Genomic DNA, 19,786 nt, shown 5'->3' with positions numbered 1-19,786 from the left:
GAACCGCCGGCGCGAACGCAAGGGGTTTTTACACGGATAAAACGTAGCGCTCGGCCTTACCCCAAGATCACCCGCGCATAACGCTTTTTACCCGCCTGGATGACATAGCTTCGCCCGGTGGCAAGCATATGATCGCGTGCCACGACGTGGCCGTCGACTTTGACACGGCCATTGCCCAGCATGTCCTTGGCCTGGGCACTATTATTGGCCAATCCCGACCGGTTGAGCACCGCAGCAATCGGCGCCTGCTCGCCTTCGAAAATCACCTCGACCTCCGGAAGGTCCTCCGGCAGCTCGCCTTCCGCCAGTTGGTTGCCCGCCGACTTATGCGCATTAGCGGCAGCTTCATCACCGTGATAGCGCCCGATCAGTTCGCGCGCCAGTTCCATCTTTATATCTCGCGGGTTAGCCCCGGACTCGATCGACTGACGAATGGCGTCGATGTCCTCGTTGGACTTGAGCGACAGCAGCTCGAAGTAACGCCACATCAGGCTATCGGGCATCGACACCAGTTTGTTGAACATCACTCCCGGCGTATCGTCGACGCCCACATAGTTGCCCAACGACTTGGACATTTTCTGCACACCGTCCAGCCCTTCCAGCAGTGGCATGGTCATGACCACCTGCGGCGCTTGACCGAAATGCTTCTGGAGCTCGCGTCCCATTAGCAGATTGAACTTCTGATCGGTGCCGCCCAGTTCGACATCGGCCTCGAGCGCCACCGAGTCGTATCCCTGCACCAGGGGATACAGGAACTCATGAATCGAGATCGACTGGTTGGCCGTATAACGCTTCTCGAAATCGTCACGCTCCAGCATGCGTGCCACGGTCGACTGCGCCGCCAGCTCGATCATGTCAGCCGCAGAAAGCTGGCTCATCCACTCGGCGTTGAAGCGTACTTCCGTCAGCGCCGGATCGAGGACCTTGAACACTTGCTCTTTATAGGTCTCCGCATTGGCCTTGACCTCCTCCTCGGTCAGCGGCTTGCGGGTCACATTCTTCCCCGTGGGATCACCGATGCGACCAGTGAAGTCGCCGATCAAGAACACTACCTGATGTCCCAATTCCTGAAACTGACGCATCTTGGTCAGCAACACGCTATGCCCCAAATGAAGATCCGGTGCGGTAGGATCGAACCCCGCCTTGATACGCAGCTTACGCCCGGATTCGAGCTTCTTTACCAACTCGTCTTCCAGCAGGATTTCATGGGTGCCACGCTTGAGCAGCGCCAGCGCATCGGCGACGTCGGTCATCGTATCCTTTCTCCGCAAATGGGGTGACTTGGGCAATAACGGGGAATGTTAGCATGACTCATCGACGGCGGTTGAGCGCCACGGCACATGGAGATGAACATGCCCCTTTATATCGGCTTGATGTCTGGCACTAGCTTGGACGGCATCGACGCCGCCCTAGTGCGTTGCGGCGAAGGCCGCCCCGAATGGCTGGGTGCCACTGGGGCGGCCTTTCCCGCAACACTGCGCGAGGATTTACTGGCCTTATGCCTCGCCCGCGACACGTCCTTCGGCGAGCTGGCCCGGCTCGAGACGGCGTTCTGCGAACGCCAAGCCGAGGCAGTCAACCGCCTACTCACTGAGACCGATACCTCACCTAGTGACATCGCGGCCATCGGCAGCCACGGGCAGACCATCGAACACGCCCCGGACGCAACACCGCCACATACTTATCAGCTCGACAACCCCAGCCTGCTCGCTGAGCTGACCGGCTGCGCAGTGGTCGGCGATTTTAGGCGCCGCGATATGGCCGCCGGTGGACAAGCCGCGCCACTCGCGCCGGCCTTCCATGCCGCGCTTTTCACCTCCCCCGAGCATACGCGCTTGATCCTCAATCTCGGCGGCATCGCCAACCTCACGCGTATTCCCCCGAGCGACGACTCCGCGCCTGTCCTCGGCTTCGACACCGGCCCCGCCAACATGCTGATGGACGCCTGGTGTCAGCGCCACCTGGGCCACGCCTACGACGCCGATGGCGCCTGGGCCGCTAGCGGCCGCGTCGACGAGGCCTTGCTCGCTCGCCTCCTCGATGACCCCTACTTCCGACGCTCGCCGCCCAAGAGCACGGGACGGGAGCGTTTTCATCTCGACTGGTTGGCGACTCATCTGACGGGGAACGAAGCCCCCCCCCGAGACGTCCAGGCGACGCTCGCCGAGCTGACCGCCGCCAGCATCGCTATGGCGATTACCCAAGGCGGAGAGCGTTCGGACGGGAATTGCGATGCACTCATTCCCTGCGGGGGCGGCGCCCACAACGCAGACCTGTTGGCGCGTCTACGCCGGCACGTGCCGGAGATCCCGCTGACGCCCTGCGAGCGTTTCGGCTGGTCAGCGGACTGGTTGGAAGCCGGTGCCTTCGCTTGGCTCGCTCATCAGCGCCTCATGCAGCGCCCCGGCAACCTCCCCGAGGTCACCGGGGCCCGTGGCCCCCGGATTCTGGGAGGCGTCTATGCGCCCTGAGGCGTTCATTCATCGTCGCCTTTCAAGGTGAATCGCTCGGCGGCGTCACTGGCCCGCGCCAACTGCGGGCTGTCAGCATCGCCATAATCGATGCGCAACCGCAAGTCGTTGGCGGAGTCGGCATGCACCAATGCCATCTTTTCGCTGATGCGCCCTTGCCGATAGAGTGCATATAGCGCCTGATCGAAGGTCTGCATGCCCTGGTCATGGGAGCGCTGCATAACTTCCTTGAGGTCGTGAATCGCTCCCTTGCGGATCAGATCGCTGACCAGCGGCGAACGCAGCATCACCTCGACCGCCGCGCAGCGCCCCTCTCCATCCTCGCGGGGCAGCAAACGCTGGGCGACGATGGCCTGCAAATTGAGCGACAGATCCATCCACACCTGCTCGTGGCGCTCGCTGGGAAAGAAATGCTGAATCCGCTCCAGTGCTTGATTGGCGTTGTTGGCATGCAGCGTCGCCAGGCACAGATGACCGGTCTCGGCAAACGTCAACGCCTGCTCCATGATCTCGCGCGAGCGAACCTCGCCGATCATGATGACATCGGGTGCCTGACGCAGCGCATTCTTGAGCGCCACCTCGAAGGACTCGGTATCGATGCCCACTTCGCGTTGATTGATGATCGCACGGCCATGCGGATGAATGTACTCGATGGGGTCTTCGATGCTGATGACATGCCCGCCGGTCGTCTGATTGCGGTGCTGAATCATAGAAGCCAGCGTGGTGGACTTACCGCTGCCCGTACCGCCGACGATGAACACCAGGCCGCGCTTGCGATTGACCAGTTCGTTCAAGGCATCCGGCAACGCCAGGCTCGCCAGGTCGGGAATGTCGAAGGCGATGCGACGCACGACCATCGCCATCTGGCTGCGCTGATAGAAGGCACTTACACGAAAACGCCCCTTGCCCTGCAGGCTAAGCGCGAAATTGGCCTCGCGTTCGGCCTCGAAGCGCTCGCCCACGCCCTGGGGCAGCGCCGCCGAGACCAGCTCGCGCACCTGCGATACCGACATCGCCTGCTCGCCCAGCGTGACCAGCTCGCCATCGATCTTGAGACTCGGCGGCGCCCCGGTCGAAACCAGCAGGTCGGAGGCCTGCTTGTCGAGCATGATGTCCAGCAGTTGCGTCAGCCACTCGTATGGCGTCATTCGCGTTCTCCTTCGCGACTGTCGATTGGTGCCAGGCTTACATGCCCAGTACGCGCCCATCCTTCGCCTTGGCCTGCGCCTCGGCGCGCGAGACGACATCCTGCGCCACCAAGCGCGAAAGCGCCGCATCCAGTGTCTGCATGCCTAGGCTGCCGCCGGTCTGGATCGAGGAATACATCTGCGCCAGCTTGTTCTCGCGAATCAGGTTACGCACCGCCGCGCTGGCCACCAGGATCTCGTGGGCCGCCACGCGCCCACCGCCTTCACGCTTGAGCAGCACTTGTGAGATGACTCCCTGCAGCGATTCGGACAACATCGAACGCACCATGCTTTTCTCGTCGCCCGGGAACACATCGATGATGCGATCCACGGTCTTGGCCGCTGAAGTGGTGTGCAAGGTGCCGAATACCAGATGGCCGGTTTCGGCGGCGGTCAACGCCAAGCGGATGGTTTCCAGATCACGTAGCTCGCCGACCAGAATCACGTCGGGGTCCTCGCGCAGCGCCGAGCGCAGCGCTGTGGAGAAGCTGCGCGTATCGCGATGCAACTCGCGCTGATTGACGAGACTGCGCTTGCTGCGATGCACGAACTCCACCGGATCCTCGATGGTCAGCACATGCTGATAATAGTTTTCGTTGACGTAGTCGATCATCGCCGCCAAGGTCGTACTCTTGCCCGACCCGGTCGGCCCCGTCACCAGCACCAGCCCGCGCGGCAACGAGGCCAGGCGTCGAAAAACCTCGCCTAGGTCCAGGTCATCGAGGGTGAGTACCTCGCTGGAAATGGTGCGAAAGACGGCGCCCACGCCGCGCCCTTGATGGAAGACGTTGACGCGGAAGCGCGCCACACCCGGCACCTCGAACGAGAAATCATGCTCGAGCGCTTCTTCATAGTCGCGGCGCTGCTGATCGTTCATGATCGCGTAGATCAATTTGCGAACGTCACGATCCTCGATCGGCGGCACGTTGAGCCGGCGAATGTCGCCGTCGACGCGAATCATTGGCGGCAAACCGGCGGACAGATGCAGATCGGACGCCTTCTGTTTTGCCGAGAACGCCAGCAATTCGATAATATCCATGCATTTCTCTCGCTCGCGGACAGGGTTTCCCAGTATGCCAGATGTCACCATCGCCGAATCCCTCGAACGCGCTCGCCAGCGTTTGACCCACGCTTTGGCGAGCGCGGGGCGTGACGGCGAGGGCGCCTGCCTATTGGCCGTGAGCAAGACGCAACCCGCGGCGAGCGTGCGCCAAGCCTTCGCTGCGGGGCAACGCGCATTCGGCGAGAACTATCTTCAGGAAGCGCTCGACAAACAGGCCTCGCTGGACGATCTCGAGGGTATCGTCTGGCATTTCATCGGCCCTTTGCAATCCAACAAGAGCCGCGCGGTGGCCGAGCACTTCCAGTGGGTGCATACCATCGACCGCGCGCGCATCGCCACACGCCTCGATGCGCAGCGCCCGGCAGCGCTGGAGCCGCTGAATGTTTGCCTGCAAGTCAACGTCAGCGGCGAAGCCAGCAAGTCAGGAGTGACGCCCGAGGCCTTGCCGGCACTGGCCGACACCGTGGTGGCGCTGCCACGCCTGCGGCTGCGCGGCTTGATGACACTGCCTGCACCGAGCGACGACCCGGCGACCCAACGGCGCCCCTTCGCCGAGCTGCGCACCTTGCTCGAAACGCTCCGCCAGCGACACCCCCAGGCGCCTTTGGATACCTTATCGATGGGCATGAGCGGCGACCTCGAGGCCGCAATCCTCGAAGGTGCCACCCTGGTCCGTCTGGGCACGGCCATTTTCGGGCAACGCGCACCGCGCCAATGATCGCCTTGCCCTAATCCCATTGTTTCGCCGCGACATTTCAGGAGACCCCATGACAAGCCAAGTCACATTCATCGGCGCCGGGAACATGGCCAGCGCCATTTTCGGCGGCATGATCGAAGGCGGCTATCCCGCTGAGGCCATTACCGCCACCGCGCGCGACACCCAGACACTCGATGCACTCGCGTCGCGCTATGGTATCCAGACTACCTCCGACAACAATGTGGCCGTCGAACACGCGGATGTTGTGGTCTTGGCCGTCAAGCCGCAGGTCATGCGCGAGGTATGCCACGAATTGCGCGATAGCGTGCAACGCCAACGCCCGCTGATCGTCTCAGTGGCCGCCGGCTTGGGTGCCGAAACGCTGGATACCTGGCTGGGCGGCGACATGGCCGTGATCCGCTGCATGCCCAACACCCCCAGCCTGGTCGGTCAGGGCGCCTCGGGGCTTTACGCCAACGCCCGCGTCAGCGAGGAGCAGAAGCAGCTGGCCACTTCGTTGCTGGAAGCCGTGGGACTCGTGGAATGGGTCGCCGACGAGACGCTTCTCGAGGCAGTCACTGCCGTGTCGGGTAGCGGACCCGCGTATTTCTTTTTGATCATGGAAGCGCTCGAGGACGCCGGCAAGAAGCTCGGCTTGCCCGCCGACAGCGCCCGCCGTCTGGCTCTACAAACCGCCTACGGCGCGGCCAGCATGGCCCGCGAAAGCGAGTTCGAGCCAGCTGAATTGCGCCGCCGCGTGACCTCACCCAACGGCACCACCGAACGCGCCATCAATAGCTTCGAGGATGACGGCCTGCGTCGACTATTCGAAAATGCGACGCAAGCCTGCGCGACACGCGCTCGTGAACTGGCCGACGAACTGAGCCGCGACTGAATTTCCCTTCACCCATTCGACACGGAGGAGCCCCATGGGCAGCCAAATGGGAAGCGCCGGCTTGATGCTGGTCAACACGCTAATCAATGTGTATCTGTTCGTCTTGATGCTGCGCTTTCTGCTGCAGTTTTCGCGCGCCGATTATTACAACCCCGTCAGCCAGGCGGTGATCAAGGCCACGCGCCCGGTGGTCGCACCGTTGCAGCGCATCTTCCGTCCGCGTGGACGCTTCGATCCCGCCTCGCTGGTCGCGGGCTTGCTGATCAAGGGCATCACCATCTTCGTTCTGCTCAAGCTCGCCGGCATCGGCATGCCACCGATTCAGGGCGTGTTGGTGGCGGCACTGGCCGGGGTGTTGAGCGCCATCCTCGACATCTATTTCTTTGCCCTGATCATCATGATCATTCTCAGTTGGGTCGCGCCGCAGGCCAGCCACCCCGGGGCCATCCTCGTCAACCAATTGGTCGAGCCGATCATGGCGCCGGTACGCAAGGTCATCCCCCCGCTGGGCATGATCGACTTGTCGCCCATCGTGGTGTTCATCGCTATCAATCTGGTCGATAGCCTCGTCGTCGGCGCACTCGCCCGTGCAGCGGGATTGCCCGGCATGCTGGTAGGCTTCTGAACATTCACGACCCTGGCGCCGTCGCGCGCCCCACGCTGGACACGGAAACCGACACACACGATGCCCGATACGCTACCTCCCGACTCGGTCGGTCTGGTCACGCCACAAACGGCGCACTTCGATACCCCGCTGGCACTGGCCGGCGGCAAGACGCTGTCCGACTACACGCTGGTGTATGAGACGTATGGCACGCTCAACGCCGAACGCAATAACGCGGTGCTGATCTGCCATGCGCTGTCCGGTCACCACCACGCCGCCGGCTTCCATGACATGGAAGATCGCAAGCCCGGCTGGTGGGACGCGTATATCGGCCCCGGCAAGGCGATCGATACCGAACGCTTCTTCGTCGTTTCGATCAACAACCTCGGCGGCTGCCACGGCAGTACCGGCCCTGCCTCGACCAACCCCGAGACCCAGCGCGCCTGGGGGCCGGAATTCCCGGTTCTGACGGTAGCCGACTGGGTACATAGCCAGGCACGCCTGGCTGATCGACTGGGCATCGAACGCTTCGCCGCCGTGGTCGGCGGCAGCCTCGGCGGCATGCAGGTGTTGCAATGGACGATGGCATATCCCGAGCGCATCGCCAACGCCGTGGTCATCGCCGCCACGCCGCGCCTCTCGGCGCAAAACATCGCCTTCAACGAAGTCGCCCGTCAGGCGATTCGCTCGGACCCCGACTTCCACGACGGCTGGTATGAGGAGCACGGCACAGTGCCCAAACGCGGGCTCAAGCTAGCCCGCATGATCGGCCATATTACCTATCTGTCCGAACATTCGATGGGGGCCAAGTTCGGCCGCGATCTGCGTACCGATCAGCTCAACTTCGGCTATGACGTGGAGTTCCAGGTCGAATCGTATCTGCGCCATCAGGGCGATACGTTTTCCACCAGCTTCGATGCCAATACGTATTTGCTGATGACCAAGGCGCTGGATTACTTCGACCCGGCCGCCCTGCACGGCGGCGATCTCGCCACGGCGCTGGCGCCGGCGCAATGCCCATTCCTGGTGGTCAGCTTCACCACCGACTGGCGCTTCGCACCGCCGCGTTCACGGGAACTGGTCGACGCCCTGATGCGCGCCGACAAGACCGTCAGCTACGCCAGCATCGACTCACCGCATGGCCACGATGCTTTTTTGCTACCACATCCGCGTTACGAAGCGGTGTTCGGCGGCTTCATGCGTCGCGCCGCCCGCGACCTGCAGCTCGAGGAGACGACCTGATGCGCGCCGATCTCAAATTGATCCATGACTGGGTCCCGCAAGGCGCGCGCGTGCTCGACCTGGGCTGCGGCGACGGCGCACTGCTTGCCGCCCTGGCGCGTGACAAGCAGGTCGTCGGCTATGGCCTGGAGATCGACCCCGACGGCATCACCGCTTGCATCGAACGCGGGGTCAGCGTCATCGAGCACGACATCGACGACGGCCTGAGCAACGTCGAGGATGACGCCTATGATCTGGTGATCATGACTCAAGCACTTCAGGCTCTGCAGCGCCCGGACCGCACCCTCGATGAAATGCTGCGCGTGGGCCGCGAATGCATCATCGCCTTCCCCAACTTCGCCTACTGGCGCCACCGCCTGTATCTCGGCTTTCAGGGCCGCATGCCGGTGTCCAAGTCGCTCCCCCATGCTTGGTACGACACACCCAACATCCACTTATCGACGTTTCGCGACTTCGGCCAGCTGTGCCGTGACAAGGGCCTGACCATCGTCGATCAACGCGTCGGCAACGGCGACCACGAGCCACATTGGAGCTCGCGGCTGTGGCCTAATCTGTGCGGGGAGACAGCAATCTTCCGCGTCACCCGCGCCTCACGCTGACTCAAGCACCCGGCGGCTGCCGCTCGAGATCCACCGGCAGCCGCCGGGTCAACATCGCCTGGCAAGGTACGCCGGCCGTGTCCCGGGTGACGCTGACACCATACGCCAGCACTTCGACGCCCTGGGCGGCGACGCGACGTAGCGTTTCGGCATAGGCAGGGGCGAGGTGCGCGGCCGGTGCCACGGTGTCGATCCCAGTGTGTGCCACGCAAAACAGAAGCACCGCGCGCTCGCCCATCGCGACCCGCGCCGCCAGGCTCTCCAGATGCCGCCGACCACGCTCGCTGACCGAGTCAGGGAAATAGCCATGGCCGTCGTCTTCACGTAGCGTCACCTGCTTGACTTCGACATGGGTCGTTTGCCGTGCATCGGTGAGGCGAAAATCGAGCCGTGCGCCTTCGACCTTCGCCTCCCGCTTGAGCGCCGTATACCCCGCCAGCTCGGCGATACGTCCAGTGCTCAGAGCTTCCTCGACCCACGCATTGGCACGCCCAGTGTGCACCGAAACCAAGGCCGGCTCCGGGCCGGGCATGGGCAGCTCGATCCACTCCCAGGTCCAGGCCAGCTTGCGCGCGGGGTTATGACTCGGCGAGAGCCAGACGCGACACCCGGGAACGTTGACCGCGCGCATGGAGCCAGTATTGGGGCAATGCGCGACCACCTCTTCGCCTGACGCCAACCGCACATCGGCCAGAAAACGCTTATAGCGACGCACCAGAATACCGGACGTCAGTTGCGTGTATTCCATCTTCCCCTCTTGAGTCTCTAACGCGTCACACCATGGGACAAAAAATCACATTCTCGCGATAGCGGCCGCGTGGCCGCGTAACGCGCGCGCTCCAGCGTTTTGACCGAGATCGGAATGCGTCATTTTATCGCCGAGAATGGTTGCAAAGCCCGCGCTTTTCCGCTAAATAAGCAAGGCTTCGGGCGGGCGCCCAAGCCCTACCCTGGCCAGGCATCGGCCCAAGTCACTTGCGTAATGAGGCAGTCCCATGCCAGTAGCGGAAATCAAATCGGAAGCGCCGAAAAAATTCACCCCGTACGAGCCGGCGCCGGGTGAAGAATACATGAACGAGCAACAGCTCGCGCACTTCCGCCAAATCCTGCTCATCTGGAAACAGGAGCTCATGGAAGAGGTGGATCGCACGGTGCGCCACCTTCAGGAAGAGGCCAACAACTTCGCCGACCCGGCCGACCGCGCCACCCAGGAAGAAGGCTTCAACCTGGAATTGCGTACCCGTGACCGCGAGCGCAAGCTCCTCAAGAAGATCAACGAGACCATCGAAAACATCGATGAAGACGACTACGGCTTCTGTGAAGCCTGCGGCGTCGAGATCGGCATTCGCCGACTCGAGGCTCGCCCCACCGCCACGCTCTGCGTCGACTGCAAAACGCTGGCGGAGCTCAAGGAAAAGCAACTCGGCGGTTGATACCGTCCCTGAACATTCCTTCAACGGGCACCTTCGGGTGCCCGTTTGCCATTGCGTAGGTAACGTGTGACATGGCGTACACTGGTCGCTTCGCACCGACACCCTCGGGCCCCCTGCACCTGGGGTCGCTGCTGGCGGCCTTGGCGAGCTTTCTCGACGCGCGCCACGCCAAGGGGCGCTGGCTCGTGCGTATCGAGGATATCGATCCGCCACGCTGCCCCACTGGCGCCGCCGATACCATTCTCCGCCAGTTGGAAGCCTTCGGCCTGACATGGGATGGCCCCGTACGCCATCAGAGCGAGCGTCACGCCGCTTACCAGGCAGCGCTCGAACGCCTTGCCGCGCTAGGGCTTGCCTATCCATGCAGCTGTTCGCGTAAGGAGTGGCGCGAATATGCCATCTATCCGGGTTGGTGTCGGCATGGGCCGCTGCATCCCGAGCGCCCCTTGGCCTGGCGGCTGCGCAGCGATCTTGGCCGGCGTCCCGTCGAATGGGAGGACCGACGCCTGGGTCACCAGCGCTTCGACCCTATCGAATTGGGCGACGTGGTCCTCAAGCGCAAGGACGATCTCTGGGCCTATCAGCTCGCGGTGGTCGTCGATGACGCCGACCAAGGCGTATCCGATGTGGTGCGCGGTGCCGACCTACTCGACAACACCCCCTGGCAGCGTCAATTGCAGGACGCACTGGGATTCCCGGTGCCGCGTTACTTACACCTTCCCCTGGTGCTCGGCGACAACGGCCAGAAGCTCTCCAAGCAGAATCTTGCCCCAGCGCTGCCGACCGATGAAGCCGGCATCCGCCACACCCTGCACCACGCCCTGCAGCGGCTCAGTCAGCAACCGCCACGCGAGATGGTGCACGCCTGCGTAGCCGACCAGCTCGAAGCGGCCATCACCGCCTGGCGCCCCGAGCGCCTGCGTCACATGGCAGCAAACGAGCACTGAAAGCCTACAACCGCACGTGCCCCCGGTTCCTCGACAGCGCTCTTGTCATGCCATAGTCGCACACTCCTTGGCTTGATTCGCCCAGCCAGCAGGCGTCAGGATACAAACCAACCGAGCGCTGCATGAGCCGACGTTCGGCCACTCTCCATGCATTCACGCGACCATGAGGCCCATGAGCCGAATCCTGATCGTCGAAAACGAAGACGCCCCGCGTCAGGCCCTGAAGGACCTGCTCGAGCGCCAGGCATACAGCGTCGCGACCGCCGCATCTCTCGACGCCGCCCAGGCGCTAGCGCCGCAGACCTTCGACCTGGTGGTCTGCGATCTGCGCCTGGTAGGAGAAGACGGCACACAGATGCTCGCGCTAAGCGCCCCAACGCCGGTGTTGGTCATGACCGACCACGCCAGCCTGCGCAAGGCAGTGGTCGCGCTCAAGGAAGGCGCCGTCGACTGTATCGCCAAGCCCGTCGATGACGATAACGTCCTGGCAACCGTGTCACGTGTGCTGTCACGCCCGGCGCCCAAGGAAACCGCCGCCCCTAGCGGTGTTCCCCGCGGCATGATCGGCGAATGCGTCGCCATGCAGCGTGTCTACGAACGCATCCGCAAGACGGCACCCGCCGACGTCACCGTGCTGGTGCAGGGTGAGTCGGGCACCGGCAAGGAGTTGGTCGCGCGCGCCCTGCATCGCCAGAGCCGCCGCGCCAAGGCACCGCTGATCTGCGTCAACTGCGCCGCGATTCCCGAAACCCTGATCGAATCCGAACTCTTCGGTCATGAAAAGGGCGCTTTCACAGGCGCCAACAGTGCACGCACCGGCCTGGTCGAAGCCGCCGATGGCGGCACGCTTTTCCTCGACGAGATCGGCGAGCTGCCCCTGGACGCTCAGGCCCGCCTACTGCGAGTGCTTCAGGAAGGCGAGATCCGGCGTATCGGCTCGGTGGAAACACGTTACGTCGATGTGCGACTGATCGCGGCGACGCATCGTGATCTGCACTCTCTGTCACGTAGCGGCGAATTCAGGCTCGATCTCTACTACCGCCTCAATGTCATGCAGATCGAACTGCCACCGCTTCGCGAACGCGACGACGATATCCTCTCCATTGCCCAGGTTCTTCTCGAGCGTGCTTGCACCCGCCATGCACGACCGGGATTGCGCTTATCGCGCGCCGCACGCCGCGACATCCTCGGTTACGCCTGGCCAGGCAATGTACGTGAGTTGGAGAACGCCCTGGAGCGCGGGGTCATTCTCGCCGAGGGTCACCTTATCCACCCCGACGATCTCGGCCTCCCGCTGGAACGAAGACAGGAGCCGGTCTCTGCATCTTCAGAGCCATCCGCGGCCCCCGAGGAGGAGGACGACGACCTCTCCCTGGAAGACTACTTCCAGCATTTCGTCCTCGAACATCAGGCACAGATGAGTGAAACCGAGCTGGCCCAGAAGCTGGGCATCAGCCGTAAGTGCCTGTGGGAGCGTCGCCAGCGCCTGGGCATTCCACGCAAGAAAAACGCCCGCCGCCTAGCGTGAGAGCGCTTAATGCCAACGCCGAGCGCCTTTTGCCCCCTGTCACGACTATGGTCTAAGCGCATTTCTCGGCCTTTTTAGAGACCCTATGCGCCATTGAGACGAGGCCGATGCACCAGTTGTTACCATCCCACACAAGAGATGCCCCGTTATGCGGCAATTTCGGTAACACCAAGCTCTTTCGGAACGCAGGGAACTTTCACATAAAACCATAAAACATTGATTAAAAAGAAAAAAACAAATGGTGGCACGGCCACTGCAATATATAGATCAAGAAAAACAACAGCCGGACGCCCGTGGCGCACGAACAACGACAATAACGTACGCCCCAGGTGCTCAGCCCGACATCGGCAATAACAAACACAACAACGTCGAGCTGGAACATCGCAAGCGAATCGCCAACAACAACAAACGAGACGCAATGCGAGTCGACCGCCAACAACAACAAGATGGTCGAGATCCGGAACCGAACCAGGACGCGACGCTTCATGCGAGGCCCAACAAGAACAATGCCCTCGCCCGAAGCATCCCGACAACAACAACAAAACGTCGGGAGAAACAATGTCGTCGTGGTTGGATTATTGTTTTGAATACGAGGTGGTCACCACGCGGGAAGAGTCACAACAACAAGAATACTGCTTGCCCGCCGAATCTCATTGGTGACTGTGGTGCGTATTCAAGGCGATGCGCCATCACGAAGAAGAAACAGCAGCAAGGACGTTGCACAGCATACTTAGGGGAGGCCCATCGGGTCTCCCCTTTCTAATGCCATGCATTCCACCTATTTCTTGCGATCAGCCCGTTCTCGTTTCCCATCACGCCACATCCTTTGCAAGCCAAGGAGTGTCGGCTTACACTAGCAACTTCGCTCTCCGCAAGTCGTTAACGACGCATGTTCAAAGGATTTACCCGCTTTCTCCAACGCCCCGGTGAACGTTTGAAGACCCTGTTTGGCGCTCAACAGCCTTCCGGCCATTCCACACCTACATTGCGCGTCATCCCGCGTGATCAGCACGACGTATCGCGGCGCCTGTTCAGCGAGAATGCCCTCAAGGTACTGTATCGTCTGCATAATGCCGGCCATGAAGCCTACCTGGTAGGTGGCTGTGTGCGTGACTCACTGCTCGGTAAAGTCCCCAAAGACTTCGACATCGCCACCGATGCCACGCCGGAAGAAATACGCACGCTATTTCGCAACTCACGCATCATCGGGCGCCGCTTCCGCATCGTCCATGTGCGCTTCGGCCGCGAAGTCATTGAAGTCACGACCTTCCGTGGTCGGCCCGGCGACGATCAAGACACCGCGCATTCCCAGCAATCCGACGACGGCTTGCTGCTGCGTGACAACGTCTGGGGCACCATCGAGGAAGATGCGCTACGTCGCGACTTCACGGTCAATGCGCTTTATTACAACATCGCCGACTTCTCGATTCACGATTGGGCCGACGGCGTGAATGATCTCGAGGCCCGCACCCTGCGCTTGATCGGCGACCCCGAGGTGCGTTATCGCGAAGATCCAGTGCGCATGCTTCGTGCCGTGCGCTTCGCCGCCAAGCTGGACTTCGATATCGAGCCGCGCACCGAGACCCCGATTCTTGAGTTGGCGCCCTTGCTACTGCAGATTCCTCCAGCACGCTTGTTCGAGGAAGTCCTCAAGCTCTTCCTTTCCGGACAAGCACTGCGCACCTTCGAACTGCTTCGCGAGTATGGCCTCTTCGCCATGCTGTTCCCGGAGGTCGAAGAAGCCATCGCGGAACGCACGTGGGCAAGGCCACTGATCGAGCAGGCCTTGATCAATACCGACCGGCGCATCCGGGAAGAACGTCCCGTCACTCCGGCGTTTCTGTACGGTGCCATGCTATGGCCCGGCATGCGGCTACGCGCCGAGCGCCTCGAGAGCGAAGGCATACCACCGATTCCCGCACAGCAGACCGCCTCGCAGCAAAGCATCTCGCGGCAACTGCAGCACACCTCGATCCCCAAGCGCTTCAGCATGCCGATGCGGGAAATCTGGGATCTTCAGCAACGCTTGCCCAAACGTCGCGGAAAGCGCGCCTTTCAGACCCTGGAGCATACTCGTTTCCGCGCCGCTTATGACTTCCTCCTGCTGCGGGAGAGCGCCGGTGAGATCGACCCGGGACTCGGTGCTTGGTGGACGGCCTTCCAAGAAGGCGATGACCACGAGCAGGCACGCCTGATCGCCAAGACCAGTGGCTCCCCGGCTGGCACTTCCGACCGCCCCAAGCGTCGTCGCCGTCGGCGGCGCAACCCGTCCTCCGAGCATGGCAATGACGGACGCCAGGAGTGACCACGTGGCGGCCTATATCGGCCTGGGCAGCAATCTTGACGAACCGCGCGAGCATGTCTCGCGCGCGCTGAATGAGCTTGATGCCCTGCCGCTAACCCACTTGGCGGGGCATTCCTCCCTGTATGCCTCCGCGCCGGTGGGCCCCCAGGATCAACCCGATTTCATCAATGCCGTTGCCCGCGTATTCACGCGACTCTCGCCGCTAGCCTTGCTCGATCAATTGCAGGCACTCGAGCAACGCCATCGTCGAGTGCGCCAACGCCATTGGGGGCCGCGTACGCTGGATCTAGACCTCTTGCTCTATGCACATCTCGAATGGCGAACGCCACGCCTGACGCTCCCTCATCCGGCCATGCGCGAACGTGCCTTCGTACTCGTTCCCCTGGCGGAGCTCGCCCCCGATGTAGCGCTTGCAGATAAAACCATCGCCACCCTGGCGAAGCACCACGATGGGGCGGGGTTGCACCGCCTTCTTCCCTAAAAGTCGAGTTGCAGCCGATGTGTTACCGATCCACACTCTCGGCACCCTGAGGTAACGTTTGCGGTAACACTTTCCCCAGGCCCGCGCGGGCCGCCACAGCATGGAATGTTTCATGAAAACCGTCACCTTGAGCCACCTCAATGCCTTCAAGCGTGCCAGCGAACCGTTCAGTTGCCTGACGGCTTACGATGCCTCGTTCGCGCAGCATGCGGGCGCCGCCGGTATCGATGTACTACTGGTGGGCGATTCGCTGGGCATGGTGCTGCAAGGTCATGCCAGCACGATTCCCGTGACGCTCGACGATATCCTTTATCACACGCGTTGCGTGGCGCGCGGCAAGCAGCGCAGCCTGTTGATGGTCGACCTACCCTTCATGAGCAACGCCGACACGCGCCAGGTGCTGCATGATGCCGGCGCCCTGATGCGCGCCGGCGCCGAGCTCGTCAAGATCGAAGGCGCGGGCTGGATGCGCGACGACGTACGCGCCCTCACGCAGCGCGGGGTTCCGGTATGCGCGCACCTGGGCTTGACGCCCCAGAGCGTACATCAGTTCGGCGGTTACAAGGTGCAAGGCCGCGAACAGGACGATGCTCAGCGCATCGTCGACGATGCCCGCTTGCTGGTCGACGCCGGTGCCTCGGTGATCCTGCTCGAGTGCGTGCCCGCCGCGCTGGGTCGCGCCGTGCGCGATGCAGTGGAAGTCCCGGTGATCGGGATTGGCGCAGGCCCCGATGTGGATGGCCAAATATTGGTGATGCATGACATCCTCGGCGTGACGCATGGGCGGCCGCCACGTTTCGCCAAGAATTTCCTGACCGGCCGCGACAGCATTCAGGCCGCGTTCGCGGCCTACCACGACGCCGTCAAGACACGCCAGTTCCCCGCCGAGGAGCATTGTTTCTGATGTTGACGCTGCACGACATCGCCGAATTGCGTGCCCATTTGAATCTCCCACGCCGCAACGGCCAGCGCATTGCCTTGGTACCGACCATGGGCAATCTGCACGCCGGGCATTTAGCCCTGGTCGATGCCGCGCGCCGTGATGCGGACGTGGTGGTCGCCACCATCTTCGTCAACCCGCTCCAGTTCGGGGCCAATGAAGACTTCTCGAGCTACCCGCGCACGCTCGAGGCCGATACACAGGCGCTGGCGAGCCATGGCTGCGATATCGTCTTCGCCCCCAGTGCCGATGCGCTCTACCCGCACGGTCTCGAGGCGCACACGCACGTCAGCGTGCCCGACGTCTCGGAAGGGCTGTGCGGCGCCAATCGCCCGGGTCACTTCAACGGCGTGGCCACGGTCGTCAGCTTGCTCTTCAACCTGGTACAGCCGGACGTGGCCTACTTTGGCCGCAAGGATTACCAACAATTAATGGTCATCCGTAAACTGGTGGCGGACCTGCATTTCCCGATCGAGGTCGTCGGCGTTCCCACGCAACGCGCTGAGGACGGCCTGGCGCTATCATCACGCAACGGCTATCTGAGTGCCGCACAACGACAGCGTGCCCCGGCACTTTATCGCACGCTATGCCACATGCATGATGCACTGCGCGCAAGCGAGTCGCCGCCGACGACCCTGCGTGACGGTCTCGCGGCCCTCACCGAACAGGGCTTCAAACCCGACTACCTGGAGCTGCGCCGCGCCCAGGATCTCGGTCCCATCGCGCCCGATACCCAGGAGGCGATTCTGCTGGTCGCCGCGCATCTCGGCACGACCCGCTTGATCGATAACCTCCCGGTCAGCTTGCCGCGCTGAGCGTCGACGCGGCATCACGACGAGGTTTTTCCATGTACACCACCTCGGGCCGGTAATCCTCTAATACCGACGGTCTACACCCATTACCCGATTGTCGTCCTACACGGGACTCGCCTATCCTGAATATACCGCCCCTCTAGGCTGACAGGAGACTCTCATGGAAGACGTGGTGATCGTAGCGGCAAGGCGCACCGCCATCGGCAGCTTCGGCGGCGCCCTCGCCAGCCTCCCCGCAACCCAGCTCGGTGCCACGGTCATCGCGGACTTGCTCGCGCATACCGGCGTGGCGCCCGAACAGGTCGACGAGGTCCTTCTAGGCCAGGTTCTGGCCGCCGGATGCGGCCAGAACCCCGCTCGCCAGGCGGCAATAAACGCGGGGCTACCTTCCGCCGTACCGGCGATGACCATCAACAAGGTCTGCGGCTCAGGCCTCAAGGCACTGCATCTGGCCACCCAGGCCATCCGCTGTGGCGACGCCGAGCTAATCATTGCCGGTGGCCAGGAGAACATGTCGCTGTCCCCGCACGTGCTGCCGAATTCGCGTACCGGTCAACGCATGGGCGACTGGACGGCGGTGGACACGATGATCCGCGACGGCCTATGGGACGCCTTCAACGATATCCACATGGGGATTACTGCCGAGAACCTTGCCGCCAAATACGCCATTACCCGCGAGGACATGGACGCCTTTGCCGCCGCATCCCAACAAAAGGCGGCCGCAGCCATCGAAGAAGGCCGTTTCGCCGGACAGATCGTGCCGGTCGAGGTCCCCCAGCGCAAAGGCGATCCACTCCAAGTCACTACCGACGAAGGACCTCGCGCAGGTGTGACCGCCGAACAGCTCGCCGGCATGCGTCCAGCCTTCAAGCGCGATGGTAGCGTCACCGCCGGCAATGCCTCGTCGCTCAACGACGGCGCTGCCGTGGCCATGCTCTGTTCGGCGGACAAGGCCAAGGCACTGGGACTGGAGCCCCTCGCAGTGATCAAGGCCTACGCCAACGCCGGGGTCGACCCCGCGATCATGGGCATCGGCCCTGCCCCCGCCACGCGACGCTGCCTGGAGCGCGCAGGCTGGTCACTCGATGAACTGGACTTGATCGAAGCCAACGAGGCTTTCGCCGCCCAGGCACTCGCCGTCAATAAGGAACTTGGATGGGATCCAGCCAAGATCAATGTCAATGGCGGCGCCATCGCACTGGGGCACCCTATCGGCGCCTCCGGCTGCCGCATCCTGGTGACGCTGTTGCATGAGATGATCGCACGCGACGCCAAGAAAGGGCTGGCGACGCTGTGCATCGGCGGAGGACAAGGCGTGGCGCTGGCCATCGAACGCCCGTGAGATGCTAACTAAAACACTGTTTTGTAACTCCACGTCAAACCGGTGAACTTTTCGATTATCCTGCCTGCCCAACCGTTTACGACGCCCAAGCGGCGTCGTATCCGTCTTGGCTTCAACAGGAAATATCATCGGTATGTTGATTTCGGTGCAGGCATTACGTGCGTTTGCGGCATGGGTGGTCGTCTTCCACCACTTCGTGCAGGTCTTTTTCGATTTCGATGCCAACAATGCCTTCGAACACCTTCTCGCCACCCGAGGCCAAATGGGTGTGGATATCTTTTTCATCATCAGTGGCTTCGTCATCTATGCCGCCACCGCTCGCCGCGCACCTTCCAGTGGGGAGTTTCTCCTACAGCGGGCAGCACGCATCGTGCCCGCCTACTGGCTGTATACTGCCATCACCGCAGGCATCATCTACCTCTCGCAGGACGTCATGCCAGACTACGAGCTGGACCTCAAAAGCCTGGTGATGTCGCTTTTCTTTCTACCCACCGAGAACCCCGCTGGCTATGGATACTATCCAACATTGCCCGTGGGATGGACGCTTAACTTCGAAATGCTGTTCTATCTGGTGTTTGCAGGCTCCTTGCTGGTCAACCGGCATTTACGCCTGTGGCTACTTGCCTTGGTGCTGATTGCGATCAGCGCTTGGCTCGCGGAGCGCCCACTATTGAGCGACTTCTACCATGACCCCATCATCTACAACTTCTTGCTCGGGCTGGGGGTCGGCATCATCTATCGACGCGGCTGGCTACCCCAGGGGCGCTGGCTCCCGGCCGGTATCGCCGTTGGGGCATTCGCACTGCTCATGCAGTTCGACGACCCACAGGGCATGACGCGCTTCCTCGCCTGGGGCTTACCGAGTACAGTGCTACTATGTGCATTCATCTCCATGGAGCCACTATTCGCCGGAAACCGAGTGATCAAGGCCTTGGGGGATTGGTCCTATTCGACCTACCTGCTTCATGTGATCGTGCTGTGGACGGCGCAATACACCTTACGCGAACACGTCGGCCTCCCACCCTACGCGACCCTGGCCATCTGCTTACCGCTCATCGCCGTGTTGTCGTGGGCCAGTTTCGAATTCATCGAAAAGCGACTTTCACGCCGCTTGCGCCAGTGGATGCCCAAGCGCCGTTCGTCTCCCGCCACAAGCGTCTACTCAGTTTGACGTGTCGCTAACGTAAAAAGCCCCGTACACCTTGGTGTACGGGGCTTCATTAACCGCTTGACGCAGGTC

The 19,786-nt window shown here is 62.2% G+C and carries 19 protein-coding genes; 15 read left to right on the top strand and 4 right to left on the bottom strand.

Going from position 1 to position 19,786, the window contains the following annotated elements:
* Positions 1-56: 56 nt before the first annotated feature.
* The gene (gene tyrS, locus L1075_RS11130; protein ID WP_040239855.1) at positions 57-1,253 is read right to left on the bottom strand and encodes a tyrosine--tRNA ligase; all 1,197 of its coding nucleotides are present in this window, start codon (positions 1,251-1,253) and stop codon (positions 57-59) included.
* Positions 1,254-1,352: 99 nt separating this feature from the next.
* Here tyrS and L1075_RS11125 point away from each other — a divergent pair, with 99 nt between their 5' ends.
* Positions 1,353-2,471: an anhydro-N-acetylmuramic acid kinase gene (locus L1075_RS11125; RefSeq protein ID WP_246941847.1), complete on the top strand. Its 1,119-nt coding sequence runs from the start codon at positions 1,353-1,355 to the stop codon at positions 2,469-2,471.
* 5 nt (positions 2,472-2,476) lie between these two features.
* Here the strand turns inward: L1075_RS11125 and L1075_RS11120 are convergent, their stop codons facing one another.
* Together L1075_RS11120 and L1075_RS11115 are read right to left on the bottom strand one after the other, a co-directional pair.
* Positions 2,477-3,619 carry a PilT/PilU family type 4a pilus ATPase gene (locus L1075_RS11120; protein WP_246941845.1) on the bottom strand — a complete coding sequence of 381 codons (1,143 nt, stop codon included), beginning with the start codon at positions 3,617-3,619 and terminating at the stop codon, positions 2,477-2,479.
* A 37-nt stretch (positions 3,620-3,656) separates the two neighbouring features.
* Positions 3,657-4,697, bottom strand: a complete 1,041-nt coding sequence (locus L1075_RS11115; protein ID WP_246941842.1) for a type IV pilus twitching motility protein PilT — start codon at positions 4,695-4,697, stop codon at positions 3,657-3,659.
* Between the two features lie 34 nt (positions 4,698-4,731).
* On the opposite strand from L1075_RS11115, the gene L1075_RS11110 reads away from it, so the two are divergent.
* From L1075_RS11110 to metW, 5 genes are read left to right on the top strand one after another with little or no spacing between them, the layout of a single operon-like run.
* Positions 4,732-5,439, top strand: coding sequence for a YggS family pyridoxal phosphate-dependent enzyme (locus L1075_RS11110; RefSeq protein WP_246941840.1), 708 nt, complete (start codon positions 4,732-4,734; stop codon positions 5,437-5,439).
* A 49-nt stretch (positions 5,440-5,488) separates the two neighbouring features.
* Positions 5,489-6,313 carry a pyrroline-5-carboxylate reductase gene (proC, locus tag L1075_RS11105; RefSeq protein WP_246941838.1) on the top strand — a complete coding sequence of 275 codons (825 nt, stop codon included), beginning with the start codon at positions 5,489-5,491 and terminating at the stop codon, positions 6,311-6,313.
* Positions 6,314-6,347: 34 nt separating this feature from the next.
* Positions 6,348-6,938, top strand: coding sequence for a YggT family protein (locus tag L1075_RS11100; protein WP_075369188.1), 591 nt, complete (start codon positions 6,348-6,350; stop codon positions 6,936-6,938).
* 60 nt (positions 6,939-6,998) lie between these two features.
* Positions 6,999-8,159 (top strand): homoserine O-succinyltransferase MetX, encoded by a 1,161-nt coding sequence (metX, locus tag L1075_RS11095; protein WP_075369187.1) that lies wholly within the window; start codon positions 6,999-7,001, stop codon positions 8,157-8,159.
* Positions 8,159-8,758 (top strand): methionine biosynthesis protein MetW, encoded by a 600-nt coding sequence (gene metW, locus L1075_RS11090; protein WP_040239876.1) that lies wholly within the window; start codon positions 8,159-8,161, stop codon positions 8,756-8,758. The genes metX and metW overlap by 1 nt, the downstream gene beginning before the upstream one ends.
* Position 8,759: 1 nt before the next feature.
* Here metW and sfsA read toward each other — a convergent pair whose 3' ends face one another.
* Positions 8,760-9,506 (bottom strand): DNA/RNA nuclease SfsA, encoded by a 747-nt coding sequence (sfsA, locus tag L1075_RS11085; RefSeq protein ID WP_246941836.1) that lies wholly within the window; start codon positions 9,504-9,506, stop codon positions 8,760-8,762.
* A gap of 247 nt (positions 9,507-9,753) precedes the next feature.
* On the opposite strand from sfsA, the gene dksA reads away from it, so the two are divergent.
* From dksA to L1075_RS11040, 9 genes are all read left to right on the top strand, one after another.
* On the top strand, positions 9,754-10,191 hold the full coding sequence (gene dksA, locus L1075_RS11080; protein WP_040239883.1) for an RNA polymerase-binding protein DksA: 438 nt from the start codon (positions 9,754-9,756) through the stop codon (positions 10,189-10,191).
* 71 nt (positions 10,192-10,262) lie between these two features.
* Positions 10,263-11,138 (top strand): tRNA glutamyl-Q(34) synthetase GluQRS, encoded by an 876-nt coding sequence (gene gluQRS, locus L1075_RS11075; protein WP_246941835.1) that lies wholly within the window; start codon positions 10,263-10,265, stop codon positions 11,136-11,138.
* A 172-nt stretch (positions 11,139-11,310) separates the two neighbouring features.
* Positions 11,311-12,666, top strand: coding sequence for a sigma-54-dependent transcriptional regulator (locus L1075_RS11070; protein WP_246941833.1), 1,356 nt, complete (start codon positions 11,311-11,313; stop codon positions 12,664-12,666).
* Between the two features lie 889 nt (positions 12,667-13,555).
* Entirely contained in the window at positions 13,556-14,971 is a 1,416-nt protein-coding gene (pcnB, locus tag L1075_RS11065; protein ID WP_246941831.1) for a polynucleotide adenylyltransferase PcnB, read from the top strand.
* Between the two features lie 4 nt (positions 14,972-14,975).
* On the top strand, positions 14,976-15,452 hold the full coding sequence (folK, locus tag L1075_RS11060; protein ID WP_378111788.1) for a 2-amino-4-hydroxy-6-hydroxymethyldihydropteridine diphosphokinase: 477 nt from the start codon (positions 14,976-14,978) through the stop codon (positions 15,450-15,452).
* Between the two features lie 112 nt (positions 15,453-15,564).
* A complete protein-coding gene (panB, locus tag L1075_RS11055) occupies positions 15,565-16,356 on the top strand; it encodes a 3-methyl-2-oxobutanoate hydroxymethyltransferase (RefSeq protein ID WP_040239897.1) in 792 nt (263 codons plus the stop codon).
* A complete protein-coding gene (gene panC, locus L1075_RS11050; protein ID WP_040239898.1) occupies positions 16,356-17,207 on the top strand; it encodes a pantoate--beta-alanine ligase in 852 nt (283 codons plus the stop codon). The genes panB and panC overlap by 1 nt, the downstream gene beginning before the upstream one ends.
* Positions 17,208-17,364: 157 nt before the next feature.
* Positions 17,365-18,546 (top strand): acetyl-CoA C-acetyltransferase, encoded by a 1,182-nt coding sequence (locus L1075_RS11045; protein ID WP_075369180.1) that lies wholly within the window; start codon positions 17,365-17,367, stop codon positions 18,544-18,546.
* A gap of 133 nt (positions 18,547-18,679) precedes the next feature.
* Positions 18,680-19,717, top strand: coding sequence for an acyltransferase family protein (locus L1075_RS11040; RefSeq protein WP_246894408.1), 1,038 nt, complete (start codon positions 18,680-18,682; stop codon positions 19,715-19,717).
* Positions 19,718-19,786 lie beyond the last annotated feature (69 nt).

The sequence above is a fragment of the Chromohalobacter beijerinckii genome (assembly GCF_023061185.1).
GTDB lineage: Bacteria > Pseudomonadota > Gammaproteobacteria > Pseudomonadales > Halomonadaceae > Chromohalobacter > Chromohalobacter beijerinckii.
Note: the sequence above shows the minus strand (reverse complement) of the source record. Positions and strands in the feature narration are given on the sequence as shown.